This window comes from Pseudomonas sp. CDFA 610, assembly GCF_021147865.1.
GTDB lineage: Bacteria > Pseudomonadota > Gammaproteobacteria > Pseudomonadales > Pseudomonadaceae > Aquipseudomonas > Aquipseudomonas alliivorans.
Window position 1 is genome coordinate 122,709 of record NZ_JAGTPM010000009.1, and the last position, 23,755, is coordinate 146,463.

Here is a 23,755-nt window from a genome sequence, read left to right on the forward strand (position 1 = left end):
TGAAACGTTTTGTAGCATCTTTGCAAGAAATCGTTACAGGTCTGAAAGCCTTGATTTCAGGGCTTTACAGGCGTTTTTGGAAGCGTTCAAGCGGACGGGCGGGATGCCCGGTTGCGCACTGGATCGTCTTTTCAGTGTCTTAACCTTCGTCCGCCAACCGCTTTGGCGGACGCCGACCAGCGTCGCTGGTTTGTGCCCTATCGCGGTCCAGGAGGCCGCCATGTATCGAAGACCCTCGCTTATCGTTTTGCTGACCCTCTTCCTTGCCGGTTGTTATGGAGGCCCTGGTTACTACGAATCCGATGTGTACACGCAACCGACGACGGTGGTTGCTGGCGGGTACGGTTTTGACAATGGCTACCGCTCCACTTATTACCAGGAGCGGCGCATCTACGTGGCGCCTCAACCGCGCTATTACCAACCACAACCCCGGTATTACACCCAGCCCCGTTATTACGGACCGCCACCGGGACCGCGCTACTACCAGCCGGGTCGCCCACCCGGCTATGGCTGGCGCAACGACCGCTTCCGTGACAACGGTGGCTATCGCGGTGACTACCGCAGCAACCGCGGTTGGGAACATGGCGGCGGTCGTGATCATGGAGGAAGAGGTGACGGGCGTGGCCGTGGAGAAGGGCGCGGCGGGCATCGCTGATGCTCACGCGTCGGCGATGATCGTTACCACGCTTGTGCGTGGTAACGCAGACCGGGATGCTCCGCGTCCGCTCTCGAATGGGGCGTGAAGCTTTTGCATGCCCACGCGGAGCGATGGGCATGATCAGTGTTGAGGCGGACGTGTGTAGAACGATGGGTGCAGAGCGTAGGGCATGACCGGCAAGGACTGCACGGGTTCACGCAGGCTCAATACTCCGACAAGTCCGCCAGCGGATGCCGTCCTTCCCAGACTTTCTCGAAGTGCGCCGCGATCACCGCAGGCGGTACTTTGCTGACATCCGGCCAGTGCCAGTGCGGTGTGTGGTCCTTGTCGATCAGTCTGGCCCGCACGCCCTCACTGAACTCCGGATGACGACAGCAGTTCAGGCTCATGGCGTATTCCATCTGAAACACCTGCGCCAGTGACAGGTGACGTGCGCGGCTGATCTGCTCCCACACCAGATGCGCAGTAACCGGACAGCCCTCAATGAGGTTCTTCGCGCCCTTGGCCAGCAATGCATCGTCCTGCTGTTGCAAGTGACTGATGGCCTGCCAGGCACAGACTAGATTACCCACGTCCAGCAACGCATCGATCTGCGCCCGGCGCGGCAACCACTGCGCTTCTGGCAGTTGGCTGTCGGCTTCATGTTGCAACGCCTTGAGCAGGCTGTTCAGTTGCACATCGGTCTGTTCCTGCCAGTTGAGTTGCAGCAAGCCTTCGATCAGGTCCGGCTGCTGCTCGTCGAGCAGGCAACGGTCCGCCAGATCAAGATCCAGCGCGTCACGTCCATTGATGTGCGAACCGGTGAGGCCCAGAAACAGCCCCAGTTTTCCAGGCAGGCGTGACAGAAACCAGCTCGCGCCAACATCCGGATAAAGCCCGATGCTGATCTCTGGCATAGCCAGCCGACTGCTCCGGGTAACGATCCGGATATTGGCGCCTTGCAATAACCCCATGCCACCGCCCAGCACGTAACCGTGCGCCCAGCAGATCAGTGGCTTCGGGTAAGTGTGCAGGCTGTAGTCCAGACGGTATTCAGCGCCGAAAAAGTGCGCCGCCAGCGATGGCACCGTGCCGGGATCCTTGAGGCAAGTCTCTACCAGCGTGCGCACATCGCCCCCGGCGCAGAAGGCTTTCGCGCCATTGCCGCGCAGCAGCACGCAGACTATCTGTGGATTGCCCGCCCAAGCGTCGAGTTGGTCCTGAAGCGCCAGAATCATTGGCAGCGACAATGCGTTCAGCGATTTCTCGGCGTCCAGCGTAGCGACTCCGATACGTGCGCCACCCTGGGCGTGAAGCTCTTCGAATTGCAGGTTCATCGTGACCCTCTCTGGAAAGACGCCGACCTCATTGTTGGTCTTTGTGCGGCGTCATTAAGTTGCAGGGGGAAATCTGCAGTGTAGGAAATCGACGGAATCGATGGGGGACATTTGACATTGGCAGTCAGCTTTCCTAGTGTCCGCGCAATGTTTTTACCGGATGTGACCATGACTAGCGACGACCGCATCAAGCTTGAACCCAGTTGGAAAGAGGCGCTGCGCGAAGAGTTCGAAAAGCCCTACATGCAACAGTTGCGCGAGTTTCTGCGTCAGGAGCACGCCGCTGGCAAGGAAATCTATCCGCCGGGCCCGCTGATTTTCAACGCGCTGAATTCCACGCCGCTGGATAACGTGAAAGTCGTGATCCTTGGCCAGGATCCGTACCACGGTCCCAATCAGGCCCACGGTTTGTGCTTTTCGGTGCAGCCTGGCGTGCCGACGCCGCCTTCGCTGGTCAATATTTACAAAGAGCTGAAGCGCGACCTGAACATTGATATTCCCAACCATGGCTGCCTGCAGAGCTGGGCGGATCAGGGTGTACTGCTGCTTAATACCACCCTTACCGTGGAGCGGGCCAATGCGGCGTCTCACGCAGGCAAGGGCTGGCAGCATTTCACTGACAGGATCATTCAGGTGGTCAGCCAGCATCAGCCGCATCTGGTGTTTCTGCTGTGGGGCGCTCATGCGCAGAGTAAGCAGAAGCTGGTCGACGCGACCAGGCATCTGGTCCTGACCTCGGTCCACCCCTCGCCACTGTCGGCCTATAAAGGCTTTCTTGGAAACGGACATTTTGGACGGGCCAACAAGTATCTGGAGCAGAACGGCATCATGCCGATTGACTGGCGCTTGCCGAACATCTGAGGCGTCAGTCTGCGAGTCGTCTGTTCCAGCGCCGGAACAGCGGCTCGGCCAGAAACAGCACGAACAGCAGACGCATCACCTGCATCGCCGTGACCAGCGGCACCGACAATTGCAGCACCTCGGCCGTCAGGCTCATTTCGGCAATGCCGCCCGGCATCATGCCCAGCGTCAGCGAACGCAGATCCAAATGAGTCAATGCACTGAGGCCGAAGGCGGCGAGGGCGGCGATCACCATGGTCAGTGCCGTTCCCAACAGCGTGCGTCCCAGAAACGACGGTGCACGACGAAAGAATTCCCGATTGAAGTGACAACCCAGCCCGCTGCCAATCAGCAACTGGCCCAGTTGGCTGGCTCCGTGGGGCAAACCGATTTTCAGATCCCAGGCCACACTGACCACGGCGCTCAGCAACAGCGGCCCGAACAGCCACGGATTCGGCTGTTTGAGGCGTTGCCAGAGCCAGGCCAGCAGCGCGCCGCACGGCAGCAGAAACGCCAGCCAGCGCCAGTCGACACTGGTGGCGTGCAGCACGGGTGCACCATTGCCCAGCAAGTACTTGAAGATTGCCGGAACGCACAGCACCACCGCCAGTACGCGCAGGCTCTGTGCGGCGGCGACGCTGCTCAGGGTCGCGCCATTGCGTGCGCCGAGATTGACCATTTCGCCGGAACCGCCCGGCATGCTGGAGAAGAAGGCCGTAGGCCGGTCCTCGCCGGTGCGCAGCATCAGCCACACGCCCACCAGGCACGACAGACTGGTGATCAGCGCACCGAAGAAAATCAGCCCGAAGTGCGCCAGCACCTGCTCGATCACCACGGGGGTGAAGTGCAGGCCGATACCGATGCCGATAACCAGTTGGCCGCACTTGCGGCCGCCTGGAATCTGGGTGATCTGCCAGCGCGTCAGGCAGCGCACCAGGATGATTGCCAGCAACGAGCCGACCATCCAGGGCAGCGGCCAGCCGACCTGGCTGGCGAGGTAACCGCCCAGCAGGCCGACCAGCGGGGTCGGCCACCAGTTACGCAGTGACGAATCAGACATTGGTCAGGGCGGAGCGCTGTCTGGCGCGTTTACGCCAGATACGGATCAGCGGGAACAGCAGCATGAACACAGCCAGCACCCAGACGCCGAGTGTTATCGGGCTGGCCCAGAGAATCCCCAGTTCGCCGTTGGAGATCGACAGTGCACGACGCAGATTCTGCTCCATCAGGCCGCCAAGAATGAACCCGAGCAGGATTGGCGACAGCGGGAAATCCAGCTTGCGCAGGATGTAGCCGAAGATACCGATGCCGACCATCAGAAACAGGTCGAACGTGGTGGCGTGTACGGCATAGACGCCGATCCCGGTGATGATCGCGATGACCGGCACCAGCGCCCAGTTCGGCACGGACAGGATGCGGGTGAAGATGCGAATCATCGGGATGTTCAGGATCACCAGCATGATGTTGGCGATGAACAGCGACGCGATCAGGCCCCAGACCAGGTCTGGCTGCTGTTGAAACAGCATTGGCCCAGGGGTGATGTTGTACAGCGACAGGGCGCCGATCATCACCGCAGTGGTGCCGGAGCCCGGAACACCCAGGGTCAGCATCGGCACCAGCGCGCCGCAGGCGGTTGCGCCAATGGCGGTTTCCGGGGCTGCCAGACCGCGCATGTCACCTTGACCGAATTTACCGGTCGGCCCTGCAATGCGCTTCTCGGTCATATAGGCCACGGCGCTGGCAAGTGTGGCGCCCGCACCTGGCAATACGCCCAGAATGAAGCCCATGAAGCCGCAACGAATGTTCACCGTGAACACCGCCGCCGCTTCCTTGAGGTTGAACATCATGCGCCCGGTGGCCTTGACCGCTTCCTGACCTCGGTGGGTTTTTTCCAGCAGCAACAGGATCTCGCTGATGGAAAACAGGCCCAGCACCAGCACGACGAACTGGATACCGTCGGCCAGGTGAATATTGTCGCCGGTGAAACGGTACACGCCGCTGTTGGCATCAATCCCGATGGCGGACAGGAACAGCCCGATCAGCGCTGCGATGAACGTCTTGAGCGGCTTGTCGCCAGCCATTCCGCCCAGGCACACGATGGCGAATACCATCAACACGAAGTACTCCGCAGGGCCGAAGGCAATCGCCCATCGGGCCAGCAATGGCGCGAACAGCACCATGCCGCAGGTGGCGATAAAAGCGCCGATGAACGAACTCCATGCCGAGAGCGACAGCGCGACGCCCGCCAGCCCGTTGCGGGCCATCGGGTAGCCGTCCAGAGTGGTCATTACGGTGGACGCTTCGCCCGGAATATTCAGCAGAATCGAACTGATGCGGCCGCCGTATTCGCAGCCCAGATAAACCGCAGCCAGCAGGATCAACGCGGACTCGGGCGGCAGGCCCAGCGCGAACGCGATGGGAATCAACAGTGCCACGCCATTGATCGGGCCCAGCCCCGGCAACAGGCCGACGACGGTGCCGATCAATGTGCCCGACAGCGCGGTAACGAGGTTGTAAGGCGTCAGGGCAACGCCGAAGCCCTGGCCCAGATAACTGATGGTATCCATGTTTAATTCTCCAGAACGCTGAGCAGGCCCAAAGGCAGTGGAACGTCCATGGCTTTATCGAACAGCAGGTAAAGGCCGACGCTCATCAGAATCACCACCACCACACTGGGCACCCAGCGACCGCCATACAGGCGCGCCATCGGTATGCCGACCAGGATGCTGCTGAGAATGAAGCCCAGCGGTTCGAACAGGCCGGCGAAGACCAGCAGCAGGGCGATGCAGATACCGATCTTGACCAGTGTTTCGCGGTCCAGCGGCGGTTCGTCTTCGCTGTGCACGATGGGCGTCGGACGAATCAGCATGTACAGCAGGGCAAGGCCCATCAGGCCGAGCATCAGCAGCGGAAAGGCTCTGGGACCTACAGGCTCGTAAGAGAAGGGCGCCTGATACGGCCAGGCCATCAGGGCCAGGCCGATGCAGACCATCAGCAGGACACCCGCGAAAATGCGTTGTATGACCATGAAAAGCTCCTGAGTCGCGCCCGTCAGGCAGGCGCAACCGAAAGTCAGTCAATTGGGTTCAATTACTGAATCAGGCCGAATTCCTTGGCCATCAGTTTGTAGTCGGCCACCTGTTTCTTGACGTAGGTGTCCAGCTCCTGGCCGGTCATGGCAAACGGGAACAGCTCGCGCTGATCACGCAGTTTGGCAAAGTCTTCCGAGGCCAATACCTCGTCGAACGAGGCTTTCCACCAGTTGTAGTCTTCGTCGCTCACCTTTGGCCCGAGGTAGAAGCCACGCACCACCGGCCAGACAATGTCGTAACCCTGTTCCTTGGCCGTCGGAATGTCTTTCATTTCCGGCTCGTCGATACGCTTCTCGGCAAAGACCGCCAGCAGACGCATGTTGCCGCTGAGAATGTGCGGCATGGAGTCGGAGATATCGGTACTGCCAACCTGAATGTGACCGCCGAGCAGGGCCGTAGCGATTTCGCCGCCACCTTCGAGCGCCACGTAGCGCAGTTCGCGCGGATTGATACCGGCCGCCTTGGCGATCAGTGCGGTCTGCATCCAGTCCTGGCTGCCCACGGTGCCGCCGGAACCAATGACGACTTTGCTCGGATCGGCCTTGAGTGCCTTCACCAGATCATCGAGGTTTTTGTAAGGCGAATCGCTTTTCACCGCGATGGCGCCGTAGCTGGTGCCGACGGCCGCCAGCCAGCGCACGGCGTTTTCGTCGAAGCGCCCGAACTTGCCCTGCGCCAGGTTGAGCAGCGACCCGCTGGACCAGGCGACCAGCGTACCGGCATCGGCCGGACGTTGTGCGACCACCGCGTTGTAGGCCACTGCTCCGACGCCGCCGGGCATGTAGGTCACCCGCATCGGAGTGCTGAGGATTTTTTCATTGATGAGCGCGCTCTGGATCAGCTTGCAGGTCAGGTCGAAGCCACCGCCCGGCGAGGCCGGTGCGATGCATTCCGGGCGCTTGGGCTCGGCAAGCAGTTGGGTGGCAACCAACATGCAACCGGCGGTCATGGCTAGCTGACGCAAGGAAAATTTCATGTTCAGTCTCCTGAGATGTTTTTATTTTTGGATGTGGAAAGCTGTTCAGCGTGTTCGATTGTCAGGTACTTCCCGTAACGTCATGGTTCGACGGGCAGGTGCAGGCCTGCAGATGACTGCATCGAAGTGCTGAAAATATCGGAAGGAGCGCCGGGGGCGGCGTCGTGCCATGGCGGGGCGAGCATGAAGCGGATCGACCGGGACCGGCCGGAAATTGAATGCAATGCACGAACTGTCGAGCCGGGAAGGCATTGACATGATGTGACTCCATTTACCGTTTTATTGTTTTTATTTTCAGACGCATCCGGGCGCCCTGTTCACGTACCCTTTGGCGGGTCGTGCCGCGATGCTAAATGACAAACCTTTCAGTTACCTTTCAATGTGCCGCCGAACGCCTTCGAGTTGTTTCTGTACTTCACAGGGTGCAAAGCGCCTGTAAACTCCGCAACGACCATTCCCGATAACAACACCCATAACAGGAGACGGCGATGCGTGTTCTTCTCGTTGAAGATCATCTGCAACTGGCTGAGAGTGTCGCGCAGGCGCTCAAGAGCGCGGGTTTGACCGTCGATGTCCTGCACGATGGCGTGGCTGCCGACCTGGCTCTGACCAGCGAGGAATACGCTGTCGCGATTCTCGACGTGGGTCTGCCGCGTATGGATGGTTTCGAAGTGCTGGCCCGTTTGCGGGCGCGCAGCAAGAATCTGCCGGTACTGATGCTGACGGCACGCAGTGACGTCAAGGATCGGGTGCATGGTCTCAATCTGGGGGCGGACGATTACCTGGCCAAGCCTTTCGAACTGTCCGAGCTGGAAGCCAGGGTCAAGGCGCTGCTGAGACGCAGCGTGCTGGGCGGCGAACGTCAGCAGCGTTGCGGCGTGCTGGCCTACGATCTGGACACGCGTCGTTTCACCCTGGGCGACGAACTGCTGACCCTGACCTCTCGCGAGCAGGCGGTGCTTGAGGCGCTGATCGCAAGGCCAGGTCGGGTGATGAGCAAGGAGCAGCTTGCGGCTCAGGTATTCGGGCTCGACGAGGAAGCCAGCCCCGACGCCATCGAAATCTACGTGCACCGTCTGCGCAAGAAGCTCGACGGGCACTCGGTGGCCATTGTGACGTTCCGTGGCCTGGGTTACCTGCTGGAAAGCCGCGATGATTAACGACAGTCTGCGTTGGCGACTGCTGTGGAATCTGGCATTGCTGCTGGTCGTGCTGATGCTGGCCAGCGGCATGAGTGCCTACTGGAACGGGCGCGAAGTGGCTGACACGGCCTATGACCGCACACTGCTGGCGTCGGCGCGCACCATCGCTGCCGGTCTGACTCAGCGCGACGGAACGCTGAGTGCAGACATTCCCTATGTGGCGCTGGATACGTTCGCCTACGACAGCGAAGGTCGGATCTATTACCAGGTCAACGACATCAACCAGAAACTGATTTCCGGCTACGAAAACCTGCCGTCGCCGCCGCCGGGGACGTTGCGAACCGACGATTACCCGGCACTGGCCAAGTTCTATAACGGGAGGTATCAGGGCCAGGACGTACGCGTCGTCAGTCTGCTCAAACCGGTAACCGATCCGGGCATGAACGGCACGGCGGAAATCCGCGTGGCTGAAACCCAGGAAGCACGCAAGGGCATGGCCCGCAGTCTGATGGCCGATACCTTGCTGCGGCTGGGCATGCTGGGCGGCGGTGCGTTGTTGCTGGTCTGGTTTACGGTCAGTGCTGCGCTACGCCCGCTGGAGCGTTTGCGCACGGCAGTCGAGGAACGCCAGCCTGACGACTTGCGTTCACTGCCGATGGTCGAGGTGCAGCATGAACTTCGACCGCTGGTCGGTGCGTTGAACCACTTCACCGAGCGTTTGCGCCTGCAGTTCGAGCGCCAGGCGCAATTCATTGCCGATGCCGCCCACGAATTGCGCACGCCATTGGCTGCGCTCAAGGCGCGTGTGGAACTGGGCTTGCGTGACCGCGACCCGCAGCAATGGCGCACGACACTGGAGTCCGCCGCGCTGGGAACCGATCGCCTGACTCATCTGGCCAACCAGTTGCTGTCACTGGCGCGCATCGAAAACGGCGCCCGAGCGATTGCCGAAGGCGGCGCGCAGCAACTGGACCTCAGTCAACTGGCACGTGAGCTGGGCATGGCGATGGCGCCACTGGCGCACTCGCACGGTGTAGCACTGGCGCTGGAAGCCGAAGAGCCGGTCTGGCTGCGCGGCGAGCCGACCCTGCTCAACGAATTGGTGAGCAACCTGATCGACAATGCATTGGCCCACACACCGTCGGGCGGCAACGTTGTTCTGAGGGTCTACGCGCCGGGCATTCTTGAAGTCGAAGATGACGGGCCCGGAATTCCGCAGGCGGAGCGCGAGCGGGTGTTTGAACGTTTCTATCGTCGCAGCCAGCAGGGCAGCGGTGCCGGTCTGGGGCTGGCCATCGTCGGGGAGATATGTCGCGCTCATCTCGCCCGTATTTCCTTACACGACGGGGCCGAGCGCGGTCTGAAAGTCAGGGTCAGCTTCAGTGCGACTCAGGTTCAGTAGAGCATGTCCTTGGCGTCGTCCATTTCCGCACCGAGCATGCCAGCGGCCCTGCTCAGGCGCAGTTGGCTGTAGGCGGGCAGGTCTGCGATTTCGATCAGGCTGAAGGGATGGTCGGTGTTCTTGTGAATGTGCACCGTCGCGACCTGTACCAGGTCGATGTAGTCCGGGCTTTTCGAGACGCGGGAAAAGTCCTGGAATTTGCCCGGCACCGAGGCCAGCGGCTCCGGAAAATCCCAGGAGCGCAGCAGGCGTTCGCCGATGACGGGGTGAATGTTGTCGATCACATGATTGAGGCTGACCGGATCGGCGAGCAGATCGAAGTGGTCTTCGGCATACGTCAGGATCGGCAGGATCCCGATCAGATGGATCAGCCCGGCCAGCGTGGCCTGATCCGGCTTCAGGCTGGTGTACTGCTGACACAGGTAATAGCTGATCCCGGCCACCTGCAGGCTCTGCTTCCAGATTTCGCGCATCTTCTGCTCGATGACCTCCGACTTGGCGTGGAACATTTGCTCCACCACCAGGCCGATGGCCAGGTTACAGGTGTAATTGACGCCCAGACGACGGATCGCCGTGTTCACGTCGCTGACCTCGAAATTGGGTCGCAGCAACGGGCTGTTCGCCACCTTGATCAGGCGAGCGGACAGGGCAGTGTCGCTGCCGATGACCTTGCTCAGCGCTGCGATACTGATTTCGGTGTCTTCGGCGGCAAGGCGAATCTTCAGTGCTACTTCCGGCAGGGTAGGGAGAAACAAGGCATCTCTGTCGATGGCCTTGATCAAGTTTCTCTGCACCTCGTCAGCCATCTTGCTCATGTTGCGTCTCGCAGCCTTTAGGGGTGTCCAGAGTGTTCCGGGCGCTCTGTGGGCGCCGGAATGCCGGGTGCTGTACTGACCATGGAAAAACGGGAGCGTTCGCTCGCGTTATCGTTGCGTTTCCAGCTTGCTGTCCAGCGTGTAGGGCAGCTCGCGCAATTGCAGGGAAGGACCGTCTGCAGCGCCGAGGTGCACGTCGCCACTTTCTGCGGCATCGGCCTGAAGCACTGCCAGCAACTCGATCCCCTGCTCTGACCGCGCCGCGAGTACAACGTTGCCCGACGAACTGGCGTGCACTGGGGAAAACAGCGCGACACCGGGAGCCGGAATCTCGTCGCCCTGCATCGACAGCCGATAAAGCCTGCGCTTGAGCTTGCCCAGGTACTGCATGCGCGCCACGATTTCCTGCCCGGTGTAGCAGCCTTTCTTGAAGCTGACACCGCCCACCGCCTGCAGATTGATCATCTGCGGGATGAACTCTTCGCGGGTCTCGATGAATACCTGACCGACACCGGCCTGGATCTGGCCGAGCAGCCAGTCGTTGAGTGAGCCCTCGTCAAGCTGCGAAGCAAGTCGCGACTGAACGCTCTCGGCCTGTTCGGCACGCACCCAGAGCTCGGCTCGCGCAGGCGAGACACGAATTGCGATGAGGTCGTCGGCACGCGATACCGAATCGGTTTCCTGCGCCAGATCGAGCCCCAGACTGACCAGTGCACCGTCGCCGTCCTGCAGGCCGAAGCGAACCCAGGTGGCGCTTTCATCAGTCAGCTTTGACTTGGAGAACACTGCATATTTACGCAGGTCCAGCAGTTGCGGTTCGATCAGTTCCCGGGCCATCGCCAGCAGGCAGCCGTCACCTTCGAACACGACGCGGAAACTGGACTGCATCCGGCCTTTCTGGGTGCAGCGCGCACCGAGGCTCGAGCGGTCTTCGCTCAGGTAATTGAAGTTGCAGGTCAATTGTCCCTGCAGAAACTTGCTGGCATCCACGCCGCGAACGGCAAGAACGCCCTCATGGGATAGCGTGCAGAAGAAAGCTGAGTGGGCCATGGTCATCGCAAATGGGAAAAGTCTGGGGCACATCATAGTGCCCAGTCGTGAATCTGAATACGGGTACATGAAAACTGCTGCGACCATTGCGCGATTCGCGCTGCCGGCTCACGGCTGTATACTCGCCGCCTACTTTGAGGAGCGCTCCATGGTCGAAGACGTTGAACTCAACCGCCTTTACTGGCACAGCCGCCGCGGCATGCTCGAACTGGACGTGCTGCTGGTGCCGTTTGTCCGTGAGGTCTATCCGCATTTGAATGACGTGGACCGCGATCTGTATCGCCGCCTGCTGACCTGTGAGGATCAGGACATGTTCGGCTGGTTCATGCAGCGTGCCGAGTCCGAAGATCCTGAGTTGCAGCGCATGGTTCGCATGATTCTGGACCGTGTTCAGCCCAAATGATCGCTTCGAGTGTCGCTGGCAGGCGTCGCGTCTGCTGCTGACGGCGTACGCTCTGGTTCAGGTGCTTTCGCTGTCTGCGCTGTGGTGGCTCGATGTTCCGGTTCTGATCGCAGCGATGGGCGCTGCGTTGTGCGTCGCTCACGCGGCCTGGGTGCTGCCGGGGTCGATACTGCTGAAGCGCCCCGGCTCGTTCGCCGGATTACAGCGTGATTCGCAGGGCTGGCGTGTCTGGAGCGAGCGAGGCGGCTGGCAGCCCGTGCAGTTATGCAAGGACAGTCTGGCGCTCCCGCTGGTCGTGATTCTGCGCTTTCGTCTGGTCAGGGGCGGGCGGCCCGGCCGGCAGGTCCACAGTTGCTGTATCCCCTTTGATGCGCAAGCGCCGGATATTCACCGACGCCTGCGGGTACGTCTGAAGTTCAGCCGACGTAGGTGGGTGGTGTCAGAATAGTGTCCAGCGCTTCGGGCAGCAGGTCTGGATAATCCAGCGTGTAGTGCAGTCCGCGGCTTTCCTTGCGTTCCATGGCCGAGCGGATCATCAGTTCGGCTACCTGCGCCAGATTGCGCAATTCGATCAGGTCACGGCTGACTTTGTAGTTACTGTAAAACTCGTCGATCTCATCCAGTAACAGTCGCACACGGTGTTGGGCGCGTTGCAGGCGCTTATTGGTGCGCACAATGCCGACGTAGTCCCACATGAATCTGCGCAGCTCATCCCAGTTGTGGGCAATGATCACGTCTTCGTCCGAGTCAGTGACCTGGCTGGCGTCCCAGGCCGGAAGGTCGACTGGCATCTGGATGTCGCCCAACTGTTTCTCGATGTCCTGCGCCGCCGAGCGCGCATAGACAAAACATTCCAGCAGTGAATTGCTGGCCATTCGGTTGGCGCCGTGCAGACCAGTGAAACTGGTTTCGCCGATTGCGTACAGACCCGGCACGTCGGTATGTCCCTGGCTGTCGACCATCACGCCGCCGCAGGTGTAGTGCGCGGCAGGGACGACCGGAATCGGCTGGCGGGTAATGTCGATTGAAAACTCGAGGCAGCGCTCATAAACCGTCGGAAAGTGCGTTTTGATGAACGCCTCGGGTTTATGGCTGATATCCAGATAGACGCAGTCGATGCCCAGGCGCTTCATCTCGTGATCGATGGCGCGTGCCACGATGTCGCGGGGTGCCAGCTCTGCCCGTTCGTCGAAGCGAGGCATGAAGCGTTCGCCGTTCGGCAGTTTCAGGTAAGCGCCTTCGCCGCGCAGCGCTTCAGTGATCAGAAAGCTTTTGGCCTGCGGGTGATACAGGCAGGTCGGGTGGAATTGGTTGAATTCCAGATTCGCCACTCGACAGCCAGCACGCCAGGCCATTGCGATGCCATCACCGCAGGCGCCGTCAGGGTTGCTGGTGTAGAGATAGACCTTCGCCGCGCCGCCGGACGCGAGGATCGTGAAGCGTGCTCCATAGGTATCGACCTCACCGCTTTTACGGTTCAGCACATAGGCGCCCAGGCAACGCTGGCCTTCCAGACCCAGTCGGCGTTCTGTGATCAGATCGATGGCGGCGCGTTGTTCGAGCAGTTCGATGTTGGGGCGTTTGCTGGCCTGCTCGAACAGTGTTCTGAAAATCGCAGCGCCAGTGGCATCTGCAGCATGAATGATCCGACGATGGCTGTGACCACCCTCACGGGTCAGGTGGAACTGGAAGCCGCTTTCCTCGGTGTCAGCATGGTCGCCACGGGTGAACGGCACGCCCTGATCGATCAGCCACTGGATGGCTTCGCGGCTGTGTTCGACCGTGAAGCGTACGGCCTCTTCGTCGCAAAGGCCGCCACCGGCGTTGAGTGTGTCTTCGACGTGCGATTGCACCGTATCAGTGTCATCGAGCACAGCAGCGACACCGCCTTGAGCCCAGAAAGTGGAGCCGTTGGACAGGTCGCCCTTGCTCAGAACCGCGATACGCAGATGGGATGGAAGGGTCAGCGCAAGGCTCAAGCCTGCCGCTCCGCTGCCGATGATCAGTACGTCGTGCTGAAAATGTTGGCTCATCTGTGAATTCTGCTCTCGGCGGCCACTAGTATAAGTATAGGGGGATCGGCACAATAGCCGCGCCTCATGGCAATGTGAAACCACGGCGGGTGACGATTGTGCTCCAGTCTCCGCTTTGATGCATACCGTTTTGCTCTGCTTCAATCCTTGAAATACATTCATCGATTCGCAGGGAGGATGCAGTTTGCGTTCACGCCCGTGTTTGTGCTGATGGAACTTTTCACCGGGATCCAGGCTCAATAGCAGGTTGCCTATAAAGGAACAGCGTCGGCATGCTCAGGTTTAGATAAGTGATCATCGACTGTGCATCTGACGACAAGACTATTCACGCAGCCGATCCGGTCGAGCTGCGTTTTTCTTGCAGGCTTTATGACTGTCTGTAGGAAACTTGCTTGAAGGGGGAGAACTTTTGCGAAAAGCCCGAGTCTATGTTTGCGAGCCTGAACAATATCAGTTGCAACGCTCCTTTAAGCTCAATGAGGAGTGTTCATGCTAACCCAGGAAGAGGATCAGCAGCTTGTCGAGCGCGTACAGCGCGGGGACACGCGGGCATTTGATCTGTTGGTGCTGAAGTATCAGCACAAGATTCTAGGGTTGATCGTGCGGTTCGTGCACGACACCCATGAGGCTCAGGATGTTGCGCAGGAGGCTTTTATCAAGGCCTATCGCGCACTCGGAAATTTCCGCGGTGACAGTGCGTTTTACACGTGGCTGTATCGCATCGCCATCAACACGGCGAAAAACTATCTGGTGTCGCGAGGTCGGCGACCGCCTGATAGCGATGTAAGGTCTGAGGACGCGGAGTTCTACGATGGCGATCATGGCCTCAAGGACATCGAGTCGCCGGAGCGTGCATTGTTGAGGGATGAGATCGAGGGCACAGTCCATCGGACCATCCAGCTTCTCCCGGAGGATTTGCGTACGGCACTAACTTTACGTGAATTCGATGGTCTGAGTTACGAAGACATTGCGAGCGTCATGCAATGTCCTGTTGGTACCGTGCGCTCTCGCATTTTTCGCGCTCGGGAAGCCATCGATAAAGCCCTGCAGCCGTTGTTGCAGGAATCCTGAGACAGCGGCGATAGCCCAAGAGAGGAACCCGCCATGAGTCGTGAAGCCCTGCAGGAATCGCTGTCCGCAGTGATGGATAATGAAGCGGACGAATTGGAATTGCGTCGGGTATTGAATGCCATTGACGATGCAGATACACGTGCCACATGGTCGCGTTATCAGATTGCCCGTGCAGCGATGCACAAGGAACTGCTGATGCCTCATCTGGACATTTCGGCGGCCGTGTCCGCTGCAATTGCCGATGAAGTCAGTCCCCTTAAAGCAGCCCGCGGTCCGTGGCGCTCGCTGGGTCGTCTGGCCGTTGCCGCTTCAGTGACCGTTGCTGTTCTGGCTGGTGTGCGTCTGTACAACCAGGATGAAATCACTGGTACGCAGCTTGCGCAGCAGACCCAACAGCCTGCCAACCTCACTGTTCCACAGGTCAAGGGTCCGGCTGTGTTGGCTGGCTACACCGAGAGCGCTGAGCAGGCACCGGGTCCTATGGCCAATGGTGTATTGCAAGGTCAGGCCGGTGAAGGTGACAAGCGTCTGCCAGGTTACCTGCGTCAGCATGCACAGGAAGCAGCTTTGAAGGGTACTGAAAGCGCGCTGCCATATGCTCGTGCCGCCAGCCTGGAAAACCGTTAAGGAGGAACATGCGAGTCGTCCCTCTACTGCCGTTGTTGCTTGGTGGATGGCTTGCCCTCCCAGTGCATGCCGATGATGCCCAAGACATGCTCAAGCGTCTTGGGCAGGTTGATCAACAGCAAAGCTATCAAGGTACTTTTGTTTACGAGCGCAACGGTAGTTTCTCTACCCATCGGATCTGGCACCGCGTAGCGGAAGGCAAGGTCACTGAGCGCATGTTGCAGCTTGATGGTTCTGCTCTTGAGGTGTCACGCATCGACGGGCTTACTCAGTGCGTCAGTGGCACTCTCGAAGCAGGCGTCACCAGTGGCAGCAGCGCCTCGCGAAATTTCGACGTCAAAAAACTCTCAGACTGGTACGACATGAAGGTCGTGGGCAAGTCGCGCGTGGCTGGGCGAGCAACTACGATTGTGGCCGTCACGCCCAAGGATCAGCATCGTTACGGTATGGAATTGCATATCGACAACGAGACCGGCCTTGCGCTGAAATCCCTCTTATTGAGTGACAAAGGGCAATTGCTGGAGCGTTTCCAGTTCACCGACCTTGATACCGCCACCATTCCGACCGATCAATTGCTTCAGGTCAGTGCCGACTGCAAGCCTGTAGTGGCTGCGAAGGCCAAGGCCAAGGCGCAGGTCACCCCGGTCGCCTGGCGTTCCGACTGGCTACCGCCCGGCTTTGAGCTCAGCAGCAGTGGTGTTCGCAAGGAGCAAGACTCGCATTCTCCGGTGACCAGCCTGATGTATGGTGACGGTCTGGCGCGCTTTTCGGTGTTCATAGAACCAGTAAGCGGTAATGCTTCGTCCGATATCCGCACTCAGTTGGGCCCTACCGTCGCGGTCTCTCGGCGTCTGACCACGCCCCAGGGCGATACCATGGTGACCGTTGTCGGCGAAATACCGTTGGGCACTGCAGAGCGCATCGCGTTGTCCATTCGTGGTACCGAAACCCAGGCGAAAAAGTAGTTCGAAATTGTGAAAAGCGCCCAAGATGTAAAAAATTTCATCTTGGGTTCGACGAACTGCCAGACTGCAATCAACCTGGCCTTGTGCTGAGATGCTGAAATGTTTGGTCAGGTTTTCAGGTTGCAAAATATCTCGTTTTTTTCTATAGGTCACAGCCTTGCAGCTCTGGCCTTTGTCGTTTGTGGGCCGTAAAAAGCGTCAGAGAAGAGCACCGCCCGGTGCCGAGTCTCTGAGTCAGCTGACCTTGTACTGCTTAACTTTGCTCGTTGTGAATGGGAGCCGTATGTCGATACCACGCATGAAATCTTATCTATCCCTCATTGCCGCCGTGCTGATGCTCGGACAGGTCGCTGCCGTACAGGCCGAGAATCTGCCGGACTTCACCGGGCTGGTGGAGCAGGCATCGCCGGCGGTGGTGAATATCAGTACCCGGCAGAAGCTGCCTGACCGGGCCATTGCCAATCAGCAGGTGCCGGACCTTGAGGGCCTGCCGCCGATGCTGCGTGAGTTTCTCGAGCGCAGCATGCCGCCGGGAACGCGTCCGCCGGGCAAAGGTGATCGTCAGCGCGAGGCCCAGTCGCTGGGTTCGGGCTTCATCATCTCGTCTGATGGCTATGTTCTGACCAATAATCATGTGATTGATGGTGCTGACGAAATTCTCGTGCGTCTCTCCGACCGCAGCGAATTGAAGGCCAAACTGGTCGGCACCGATCCACGTACTGACGTGGCTGTTTTGAAAATCGAAGGCAAGGATCTGCCAACCGCCAAGCTGGGTAACTCCAACAAGCTGAAGGTCGGTGAGTGGGTACTGGCGATCGGCTCGCCCTTCGGCTTCGACCATTCGGTGACCAAAGGTATCGTCAGCGCCAAGGGGCGCAGCCTGCCGAATGATACCTACGTGCCGTTCATTCAGACCGACGTGGCGATCAATCCCGGCAACTCCGGTGGTCCGTTGTTCAATATGGCCGGTGAAGTCGTGGGTATCAACTCGCAGATTTTCACCCGCTCGGGTGGCTTCATGGGCCTGTCCTTCGCGATTCCCATCGATGTCGCCATGGACGTCGCCAATCAGCTCAAGGCCAGCGGCAAGGTCAGTCGCGGCTGGCTGGGCGTAGTGATTCAGGAAGTGAACAAGGACCTGGCTGAGTCCTTTGGTCTGGACAAGCCTGCCGGTGCGCTGGTTGCGCAGGTGCTTGAAGACGGTCCGGCTGCCAAGGGTGGTCTGCAGGTGGGTGACGTGATTCTGAGCGCCAATGGTCAGCCCATCATCATGTCCGCCGACCTGCCTCACCTGATTGGCAACCTCAAGGACGGCAGCAAGGCCGAACTTGAAGTGATTCGCGACGGCAAGCGTCAGAACGTCACGGTCACCGTCGGCGCACTGCCGGATGAAGGTCAGGAAATGGGCGGCGTACCGGGTGCCGGTGCCGAACGCAGCAGCAACCGTCTGGGTGTCTCGGTGATCGAGCTGACCGCCGAGCAGAAGAAAACCCTGGACCTGAAAGGCGGTGTGGCGATCAAGGAAGTCACCGGTGGTCCGGCTTCGCTGATCGGTCTGCAGGCCGGCGATGTGATCACTCACCTGAACAATCAGGCGATCACGTCGGCCAAGCAGTTCACCGATGTGGCGAAAAGCCTGCCCAAGGATCGTTCCGTGTCCATGCGCGTCCTGCGTCAGGGCCGTGCGACGTTCATTACGTTCAAGCTGGCTGAATAACAGCCAGGTCTGATGGGGAAGGGCGGCCACGGTCGCCCTTTTTCATGCCTGTGATTCAACCTGAAGCTGATCGGTCTACCTGCAAGCGTGACGCCTCGGGCATCCTTCAGGTACAATTCCCGGCTATTTTTCGGCGGGCAATCTGCCTGCAACCTTTTTGAGTGTTGATCCGTGAGTGATTTGAGTCATATCCGCAATTTCTCCATCATCGCCCACATTGACCATGGCAAGTCGACGCTGGCCGACCGCTTCATTCAAATGTGCGGCGGCCTGTCCGAGCGCGAAATGGAAGCGCAGGTGCTTGACTCCATGGATCTTGAGCGCGAGCGCGGGATCACCATCAAGGCCCACAGCGTAACCCTGTACTACAAGGCCAAAGACGGTATTACCTACCAGCTCAACTTCATCGACACCCCGGGCCACGTGGACTTCACCTATGAGGTCAGCCGCTCGCTGGCGGCCTGTGAAGGCGCGTTGCTGGTCGTCGATGCGGGTCAGGGTGTGGAGGCACAGTCGGTTGCCAACTGCTACACCGCTATCGAGCAGGGCCTTGAGGTCATGCCGGTACTGAACAAGATGGACTTGCCGCAGGCCGATCCGGATCGCGTCAAGGAAGAGATCGAGAAGATCATCGGTATCGATGCCACCGACGCTGTCGCCTGCAGTGCCAAGAGCGGCATGGGTGTCGACGAGGTGCTCGAGCGTCTGGTCACGACCATTCCGGCACCGACCGGCAATATCGAAGACCCGCTGCAAGCACTGATCATCGACTCCTGGTTCGACAACTACCTGGGCGTTGTGTCTCTGGTGCGCGTGCGCCATGGCCGTGTGAAAAAAGGCGACAAGATTCTCGTCAAATCCACCGGCAAGATGCACCTGGTCGACAGCGTCGGCGTTTTCAATCCCAAGCACACTGCAACGGTCGATCTGAAAGCGGGCGAAGTGGGCTTCATCATCGCCGGCATCAAAGACATTCATGGTGCGCCGGTCGGCGACACCCTGACGTTGAGCACTACGCCCGATGTAGACGTATTGCCGGGCTTCAAACGCATTCAGCCCCAGGTGTATGCCGGTCTGTTCCCGGTCAGCTCCGATGATTTCGAAGACTTCCGCGAAGCGTTGCAGAAACTGACGCTCAACGACTCTTCGCTGCAATACCTGCCGGAAAGCTCCGACGCGCTGGGTTTCGGCTTCCGCTGCGGCTTCCTGGGCATGCTCCACATGGAGATCATTCAGGAGCGCCTGGAACGCGAATACAACCTGGACCTGATCACCACGGCGCCCACCGTGATCTTCGAGCTGCTGCTGAAGACCGGTGAAACGATTTACGTCGACAACCCGTCCAAACTGCCTGACCTGTCGGCCATCGAAGACATGCGCGAACCTATCGTTCGGGCAAATATTCTTGTGCCTCAGGAGCACCTGGGCAACGTCATCACGCTGTGTATCGAAAAACGTGGCGTGCAGCACGACATGCTGTTCCTCGGGACGCAGGTTCAAGTCAGCTACGATCTGCCGATGAACGAAGTGGTTCTGGACTTCTTCGATCGTCTGAAGTCTGTCAGCCGCGGTTATGCTTCGCTGGATTATCATTTCGACCGTTATCAGTCGGCCAATCTGGTCAAGCTCGATGTACTGATCAACAGCGAGAAGGTCGACGCTCTGGCGCTGATCGTCCACCGTGACAATGCGCACTACAAAGGGCGCGCGTTGACCGAGAAAATGAAAGAACTGATCCCGCGGCAGATGTTCGACGTGGCAATTCAGGCCGCCATTGGCGGTCAGATCGTGGCCCGGACAACCGTCAAGGCACTCAGAAAGAACGTACTGGCCAAGTGTTATGGCGGCGACGTGAGCCGTAAACGCAAATTGCTCGAGAAGCAGAAGGCCGGTAAGAAACGCATGAAGCAGGTCGGCAACGTGGAGATTCCACAGGAAGCTTTCCTTGCAGTGCTCAGGTTGGAATAGTCAGGTCCTATGTCACTAAATTTCCCGCTGTTGTTGGTCATCGCTGTCTTCGTCTGTGGCGTGCTTGCACTGATTGACCTGGTTTTCCTGGCGCCTCGTCGCCGGGCGGCCATCGCCAACTACCAGGGCAGCGTCGCAGAGCCTGACATTGCTGTCGTCGAGCGACTGGACAAGGAACCCCTGCTGGTTGAATACGGCAAATCGTTCTTTCCGGTATTGTTCATCGTCCTGGTGCTGCGCTCGTTTCTGGTCGAACCCTTCCAGATTCCTTCGGGTTCCATGAAACCGACACTGGACGTGGGTGATTTCATTCTGGTCAACAAGTTCTCCTACGGCATTCGTTTGCCTGTATTGGACCAGAAGGTGATTCAGATCGGTGATCCGCAGCGCGGTGACGTCATGGTGTTTCGTTACCCGAGCGACCCGAGTGTCAATTACATCAAGCGTGTGATCGGCTTGCCGGGCGACCGCATTCGTTACACCAGTGACAAGCGCCTGTTCGTGAACGGCGAACTGGTCGCCAAGAAGCTGATCGGCACCGAGCCCGGCACATTGGGCAGCGCCGAACTGTATGAAGAGCAACTGGGCAGTGTCGAGCACCAGATCCGCCAGGAAATGAGCCGCTACCGTGCACCACCTGACACCGAATGGACTGTGCCTGCCGCGCATTACTTCATGATGGGCGACAACCGCGACAATTCCAACGACAGCCGTTACTGGGATGACCCCAATATTCCCAAGGATGAGCTGGGTATGGTTCCGGACAAGAACATCGTCGGCAAGGCGTTCGCTGTCTGGATGAGCTGGCCTGAGCCTAAACTGAGCCACTTCCCCAATTTTTCACGGGTAGGTCTGATCAAATAATCCGTACGGCGCTGCCTGATCAGCGCCGTATGTCATTTGGGAACGTTCTGGCCTGCCGCTGGCAGAGCACCCAGGAGGGTCAACAGTGAACATGACGTTCCCTGCTTCTCAAAAAGGTTTGTCTTGGGTTGGATGGCTGCTGACGCTGGCGCTGGTCGCATTTGCGGTGAGCACGGCGCTGAAGATCGTTCCCCATTACCTCGACTACATGGCGATGACGAAAATCATCAAAGCGGTCGAAACCAACAAGGGCCTGGATATCACCACGGTCAACGAATTTTACAGTTATGTCGAAAAGAGCATGCAGCTCAACAGCATCCGGGATATAGATTTGAACAAGGCTTTAAAAGTAACGGTGGAGAACAACGCGTTCAACGCCCATTTGAACTATGAACAGCGCGAGCCATTGATCCAGAACATCGACGTGGTCATCAGGTTCGACAAGCAACTGAGCGTGGGCAGACCGTGAGCGTATCCTTGAGCCGCCTTGAGCGTCAGCTCGGCTACACCTTCAAGGATCAGGAACTGATGGTCCTTGCCCTGACTCACCGCAGTTTTGCCGGTCGCAACAACGAGCGCCTGGAATTCCTCGGTGATGCCATTCTCAACTTCGTGGCCGGTGAGGCGCTGTTCGAGCGCTTCCCTCAGGCCCGTGAAGGCCAGCTGTCGCGCTTGCGTGCGCGGTTGGTGAAAGGCGAGACGCTGGCATTGCTGGCGCGGGGCTTTGATCTGGGCGAGTACCTGAGGCTGGGTTCCGGCGAGTTGAAGAGTGGCGGATTTCGCCGTGAATCGATCCTGGCCGATGCCCTTGAGGCGTTGATCGGTGCGATCTACCTCGACGCAGGGATGGAAGCTGCGCGCGAGCGCGTGCTGGCGTGGTTGACGACCGAGTTTGACAGCCTGACGCTGGTAGACACCAACAAGGACCCGAAAACCCGTCTGCAGGAGTTTCTGCAGTCCCGGGCCTGTGATCTGCCGCGTTACGAAGTGGTGGACATCCAGGGTGAGCCGCATTGCCGGACGTTCTTCGTCGAATGTGAAATCACCTTATTGAATGAAAAGAGTCGAGGTCAGGGTGTCAGCCGCCGGATTGCCGAACAGGTAGCCGCGGCCGCAGCACTCATTGCCCTGGGCGTGGAGAACGGTCATGACTGATACAACTGCAACACGCTGTGGCTACGTTGCCATCGTCGGCCGCCCTAACGTAGGCAAGTCCACGCTGCTCAATCACATCCTCGGTCAGAAACTGGCGATCACCTCGCGCAAGCCGCAAACCACCCGTCACAACATGCTGGGCATCAAGACCGAGGGCGCCGTGCAGGCGATCTACGTCGATACGCCGGGCATGCACAAGAACGGCGAGAAGGCACTGAACCGTTACATGAACAAGACTGCATCGGCCGCGTTGAAAGACGTCGATGTGGTGATTTTCGTTGTGGACCGCACGCGCTGGACCGACGAAGACCAGATGGTACTGGAGCGTGTTCAATACGTTCAGGGGCCGGTCATTCTGGCCATCAACAAGACTGACCGCATTGAAGACAAGAGCGATCTGATGCCGCATCTGGAGTGGCTGCAAGGCCAGTTGCCGAATGCGTCCATCGTGCCGATCTCTGCCCAGCACGGTCACAACCTCGAAGCGCTGGAAAGTCTGATCGCCTCCCACCTGCCGGAAAACGATCACTTCTTCCCGGAAGACCAGATCACTGACCGCAGCAGTCGCTTCCTGGCCGCTGAACTGGTTCGCGAAAAGATCATGCGCCAGCTGGGTGCAGAGCTTCCGTACCAGATCACCGTTGAAATCGAAGAGTTCAAGCAGCAGGGTCGCACCCTGCACATCCATGCACTGATCCTGGTCGAACGCGACGGCCAGAAAAAGATCATCATTGGCGACAAGGGCGAGCGTATCAAGCGCATCGGCAGCGATGCTCGTCGCGACATGGAGCTGCTGTTCGACTCCAAGGTGATGCTCAACCTCTGGGTCAAGGTCAAGGGTGGCTGGTCCGACGACGAGCGCGCCCTGCGCTCGCTGGGCTACGGCGACCTCTAGGTTGTCTTTTCACCCGGCCACCGGCCGGGTGAACATTTCCCTTTTCGAGCCCGCCCTATGAGCCCGCCGACCGGCCAACCTGCCTTTGTGCTGCACAGCCGTGCGTACCGTGAAAACAGCGCGTTGGTCGATTTCCTCACGCCTCAGGGCCGCTTGCGTGCCGTATTGCGCAGCGCCAAGGGCAAGGCTGGCTCGCTGGCACGACCCTTCGTGCCTCTTGAAGTCGAGTTTCGCGGTCGCGGCGAACTGAAGAACGTCGGCCGTATGGAAAGCGCGGGTGTCGCGACCTGGATGACCGGCGAGGCGCTGTTCAGTGGCATGTACCTCAACGAGCTGCTGATTCGCCTGCTGCCGGCCGAAGACCCGCATCCCGCCGTATTCGAACACTACGCCGCCACGCTGGTCGCCCTTGCAGAGGGACGTGCGCTCGAACCCCTGCTGCGCTCATTCGAATGGCGTCTGCTGGATGACCTGGGCTACGGCTTTGCGCTGGATACCGACATCAACGGTGAGCCTTTGGCCGCAGATGGCATGTACCGCCTGCAGGTCGACTCCGGGCTGGAGCGGGTCTGGCTGTTGCAGCCCGGTCTGTTTCAGGGCGTCGAGCTGCTGGCCATGGCCGAAGCCGACTGGAGCGCGCCAGGTGCACTGTCTGCCGCCAAGCGCCTGATGCGTCAGGCACTGGCCGTGCATCTGGGCGGTCGTCCATTAGTCAGTCGTGAACTGTTTCGCAAGCCGTAAACAGGCTTTATGCTCTGCGGCCTGC

Annotated in this window: 24 protein-coding genes; 16 read left to right on the forward strand and 8 right to left on the reverse strand. The window is 59.3% G+C overall.

Going from position 1 to position 23,755, the window contains the following annotated elements; all coding sequences use genetic code 11:
* Positions 1 to 304 precede the first annotated feature (304 nt).
* The gene (locus KDX39_RS17835; protein WP_180274233.1) at positions 305 to 655 is read left to right on the forward strand and encodes a hypothetical protein; all 351 of its coding nucleotides are present in this window, start codon (positions 305 to 307) and stop codon (positions 653 to 655) included.
* Positions 656 to 861: 206 nt separating this feature from the next.
* On the opposite strand, the gene KDX39_RS17840 is transcribed toward KDX39_RS17835, so the two are convergent.
* Positions 862 to 1,974, reverse strand: a complete 1,113-nt coding sequence (locus KDX39_RS17840) for an enoyl-CoA hydratase/isomerase family protein (protein WP_231661263.1) — start codon at positions 1,972 to 1,974, stop codon at positions 862 to 864.
* Positions 1,975 to 2,142: 168 nt separating this feature from the next.
* Here KDX39_RS17840 and ung point away from each other — a divergent pair, with 168 nt between their 5' ends.
* On the forward strand, positions 2,143 to 2,835 hold the full coding sequence (gene ung / locus KDX39_RS17845) for a uracil-DNA glycosylase (protein ID WP_231661264.1): 693 nt from the start codon (positions 2,143 to 2,145) through the stop codon (positions 2,833 to 2,835).
* A gap of 4 nt (positions 2,836 to 2,839) precedes the next feature.
* Here the strand turns inward: ung and KDX39_RS17850 are convergent, their stop codons facing one another.
* The 4 genes from KDX39_RS17850 to KDX39_RS17865 all read right to left on the reverse strand — a co-directional run bounded on the left by KDX39_RS17850 (position 2,840) and on the right by KDX39_RS17865 (position 6,888).
* Positions 2,840 to 3,874, reverse strand: a complete 1,035-nt coding sequence (locus KDX39_RS17850; protein WP_231661265.1) for an AbrB family transcriptional regulator — start codon at positions 3,872 to 3,874, stop codon at positions 2,840 to 2,842.
* Positions 3,867 to 5,381, reverse strand: a complete 1,515-nt coding sequence (locus KDX39_RS17855) for a tripartite tricarboxylate transporter permease (RefSeq protein ID WP_231661266.1) — start codon at positions 5,379 to 5,381, stop codon at positions 3,867 to 3,869. The genes KDX39_RS17850 and KDX39_RS17855 overlap by 8 nt, the downstream gene beginning before the upstream one ends.
* Positions 5,382 to 5,383: 2 nt before the next feature.
* A complete protein-coding gene (locus KDX39_RS17860; RefSeq protein WP_231661267.1) occupies positions 5,384 to 5,842 on the reverse strand; it encodes a tripartite tricarboxylate transporter TctB family protein in 459 nt (152 codons plus the stop codon).
* Positions 5,843 to 5,904: 62 nt separating this feature from the next.
* Positions 5,905 to 6,888 carry a Bug family tripartite tricarboxylate transporter substrate binding protein gene (locus KDX39_RS17865; RefSeq protein WP_231661406.1) on the reverse strand — a complete coding sequence of 328 codons (984 nt, stop codon included), beginning with the start codon at positions 6,886 to 6,888 and terminating at the stop codon, positions 5,905 to 5,907.
* A 482-nt stretch (positions 6,889 to 7,370) separates the two neighbouring features.
* On the opposite strand from KDX39_RS17865, the gene KDX39_RS17870 reads away from it, so the two are divergent.
* Both KDX39_RS17870 and KDX39_RS17875 read left to right on the forward strand, forming a co-directional pair.
* Entirely contained in the window at positions 7,371 to 8,042 is a 672-nt protein-coding gene (locus tag KDX39_RS17870) for a response regulator (RefSeq protein ID WP_004881751.1), read from the forward strand.
* Positions 8,035 to 9,426 (forward strand): sensor histidine kinase, encoded by a 1,392-nt coding sequence (locus tag KDX39_RS17875; RefSeq protein WP_231661268.1) that lies wholly within the window; start codon positions 8,035 to 8,037, stop codon positions 9,424 to 9,426. The genes KDX39_RS17870 and KDX39_RS17875 overlap by 8 nt, the downstream gene beginning before the upstream one ends.
* On the opposite strand, the gene KDX39_RS17880 is transcribed toward KDX39_RS17875, so the two are convergent.
* Both KDX39_RS17880 and ygfZ read right to left on the reverse strand, forming a co-directional pair.
* Positions 9,420 to 10,241 (reverse strand): HDOD domain-containing protein, encoded by an 822-nt coding sequence (locus KDX39_RS17880; protein WP_231661269.1) that lies wholly within the window; start codon positions 10,239 to 10,241, stop codon positions 9,420 to 9,422. The two genes, KDX39_RS17875 and KDX39_RS17880, sit on opposite strands and share 7 nt — an antisense overlap.
* Positions 10,242 to 10,349: 108 nt before the next feature.
* The gene (gene ygfZ, locus KDX39_RS17885) at positions 10,350 to 11,291 is read right to left on the reverse strand and encodes a CAF17-like 4Fe-4S cluster assembly/insertion protein YgfZ (RefSeq protein WP_231661270.1); all 942 of its coding nucleotides are present in this window, start codon (positions 11,289 to 11,291) and stop codon (positions 10,350 to 10,352) included.
* Between the two features lie 148 nt (positions 11,292 to 11,439).
* Here ygfZ and KDX39_RS17890 point away from each other — a divergent pair, with 148 nt between their 5' ends.
* Together KDX39_RS17890 and KDX39_RS17895 are read left to right on the forward strand one after the other, a co-directional pair.
* Positions 11,440 to 11,694: an FAD assembly factor SdhE gene (locus KDX39_RS17890; protein WP_004881759.1), complete on the forward strand. Its 255-nt coding sequence runs from the start codon at positions 11,440 to 11,442 to the stop codon at positions 11,692 to 11,694.
* Positions 11,678 to 12,142, forward strand: coding sequence for a protein YgfX (locus KDX39_RS17895; protein ID WP_231661271.1), 465 nt, complete (start codon positions 11,678 to 11,680; stop codon positions 12,140 to 12,142). The genes KDX39_RS17890 and KDX39_RS17895 overlap by 17 nt, the downstream gene beginning before the upstream one ends.
* Here KDX39_RS17895 and nadB read toward each other — a convergent pair.
* The gene (nadB, locus tag KDX39_RS17900; RefSeq protein ID WP_231661272.1) at positions 12,111 to 13,727 is read right to left on the reverse strand and encodes an L-aspartate oxidase; all 1,617 of its coding nucleotides are present in this window, start codon (positions 13,725 to 13,727) and stop codon (positions 12,111 to 12,113) included. The genes KDX39_RS17895 and nadB overlap by 32 nt on opposite strands.
* A gap of 489 nt (positions 13,728 to 14,216) precedes the next feature.
* Between nadB and rpoE the strand changes: the two genes are divergently transcribed.
* The 10 genes from rpoE (at position 14,217) to recO (ending at position 23,730) form a co-directional block, all read left to right on the forward strand.
* A complete protein-coding gene (gene rpoE, locus KDX39_RS17905; RefSeq protein WP_002554912.1) occupies positions 14,217 to 14,798 on the forward strand; it encodes an RNA polymerase sigma factor RpoE in 582 nt (193 codons plus the stop codon).
* Between the two features lie 33 nt (positions 14,799 to 14,831).
* A complete protein-coding gene (locus tag KDX39_RS17910; protein ID WP_004881766.1) occupies positions 14,832 to 15,425 on the forward strand; it encodes an anti sigma-E factor RseA C-terminal domain-containing protein in 594 nt (197 codons plus the stop codon).
* A gap of 8 nt (positions 15,426 to 15,433) precedes the next feature.
* Positions 15,434 to 16,390, forward strand: coding sequence for a MucB/RseB C-terminal domain-containing protein (locus tag KDX39_RS17915; RefSeq protein WP_231661273.1), 957 nt, complete (start codon positions 15,434 to 15,436; stop codon positions 16,388 to 16,390).
* A 334-nt stretch (positions 16,391 to 16,724) separates the two neighbouring features.
* Complete coding sequence (locus KDX39_RS17920) at positions 16,725 to 18,107, forward strand: DegQ family serine endoprotease (protein ID WP_371321842.1); 1,383 nt, start codon at positions 16,725 to 16,727, stop codon at positions 18,105 to 18,107.
* Between the two features lie 171 nt (positions 18,108 to 18,278).
* Positions 18,279 to 20,075: a translation elongation factor 4 gene (gene lepA / locus KDX39_RS17925; protein WP_099226159.1), complete on the forward strand. Its 1,797-nt coding sequence runs from the start codon at positions 18,279 to 18,281 to the stop codon at positions 20,073 to 20,075.
* A 9-nt stretch (positions 20,076 to 20,084) separates the two neighbouring features.
* A complete protein-coding gene (gene lepB, locus KDX39_RS17930; RefSeq protein WP_231661275.1) occupies positions 20,085 to 20,939 on the forward strand; it encodes a signal peptidase I in 855 nt (284 codons plus the stop codon).
* A gap of 91 nt (positions 20,940 to 21,030) precedes the next feature.
* Positions 21,031 to 21,408 carry a DUF4845 domain-containing protein gene (locus KDX39_RS17935; protein ID WP_231661407.1) on the forward strand — a complete coding sequence of 126 codons (378 nt, stop codon included), beginning with the start codon at positions 21,031 to 21,033 and terminating at the stop codon, positions 21,406 to 21,408.
* Positions 21,405 to 22,094, forward strand: coding sequence for a ribonuclease III (gene rnc, locus KDX39_RS17940; protein WP_099226157.1), 690 nt, complete (start codon positions 21,405 to 21,407; stop codon positions 22,092 to 22,094). Before KDX39_RS17935 ends, rnc begins: the two co-directional genes overlap by 4 nt.
* On the forward strand, positions 22,087 to 22,989 hold the full coding sequence (gene era / locus KDX39_RS17945; RefSeq protein ID WP_099226156.1) for a GTPase Era: 903 nt from the start codon (positions 22,087 to 22,089) through the stop codon (positions 22,987 to 22,989). Before rnc ends, era begins: the two co-directional genes overlap by 8 nt.
* Before the next feature lie 57 nt (positions 22,990 to 23,046).
* The gene (gene recO, locus KDX39_RS17950) at positions 23,047 to 23,730 is read left to right on the forward strand and encodes a DNA repair protein RecO (protein WP_231661276.1); all 684 of its coding nucleotides are present in this window, start codon (positions 23,047 to 23,049) and stop codon (positions 23,728 to 23,730) included.
* The last annotated feature ends 25 nt before the right edge of the window (positions 23,731 to 23,755 follow it).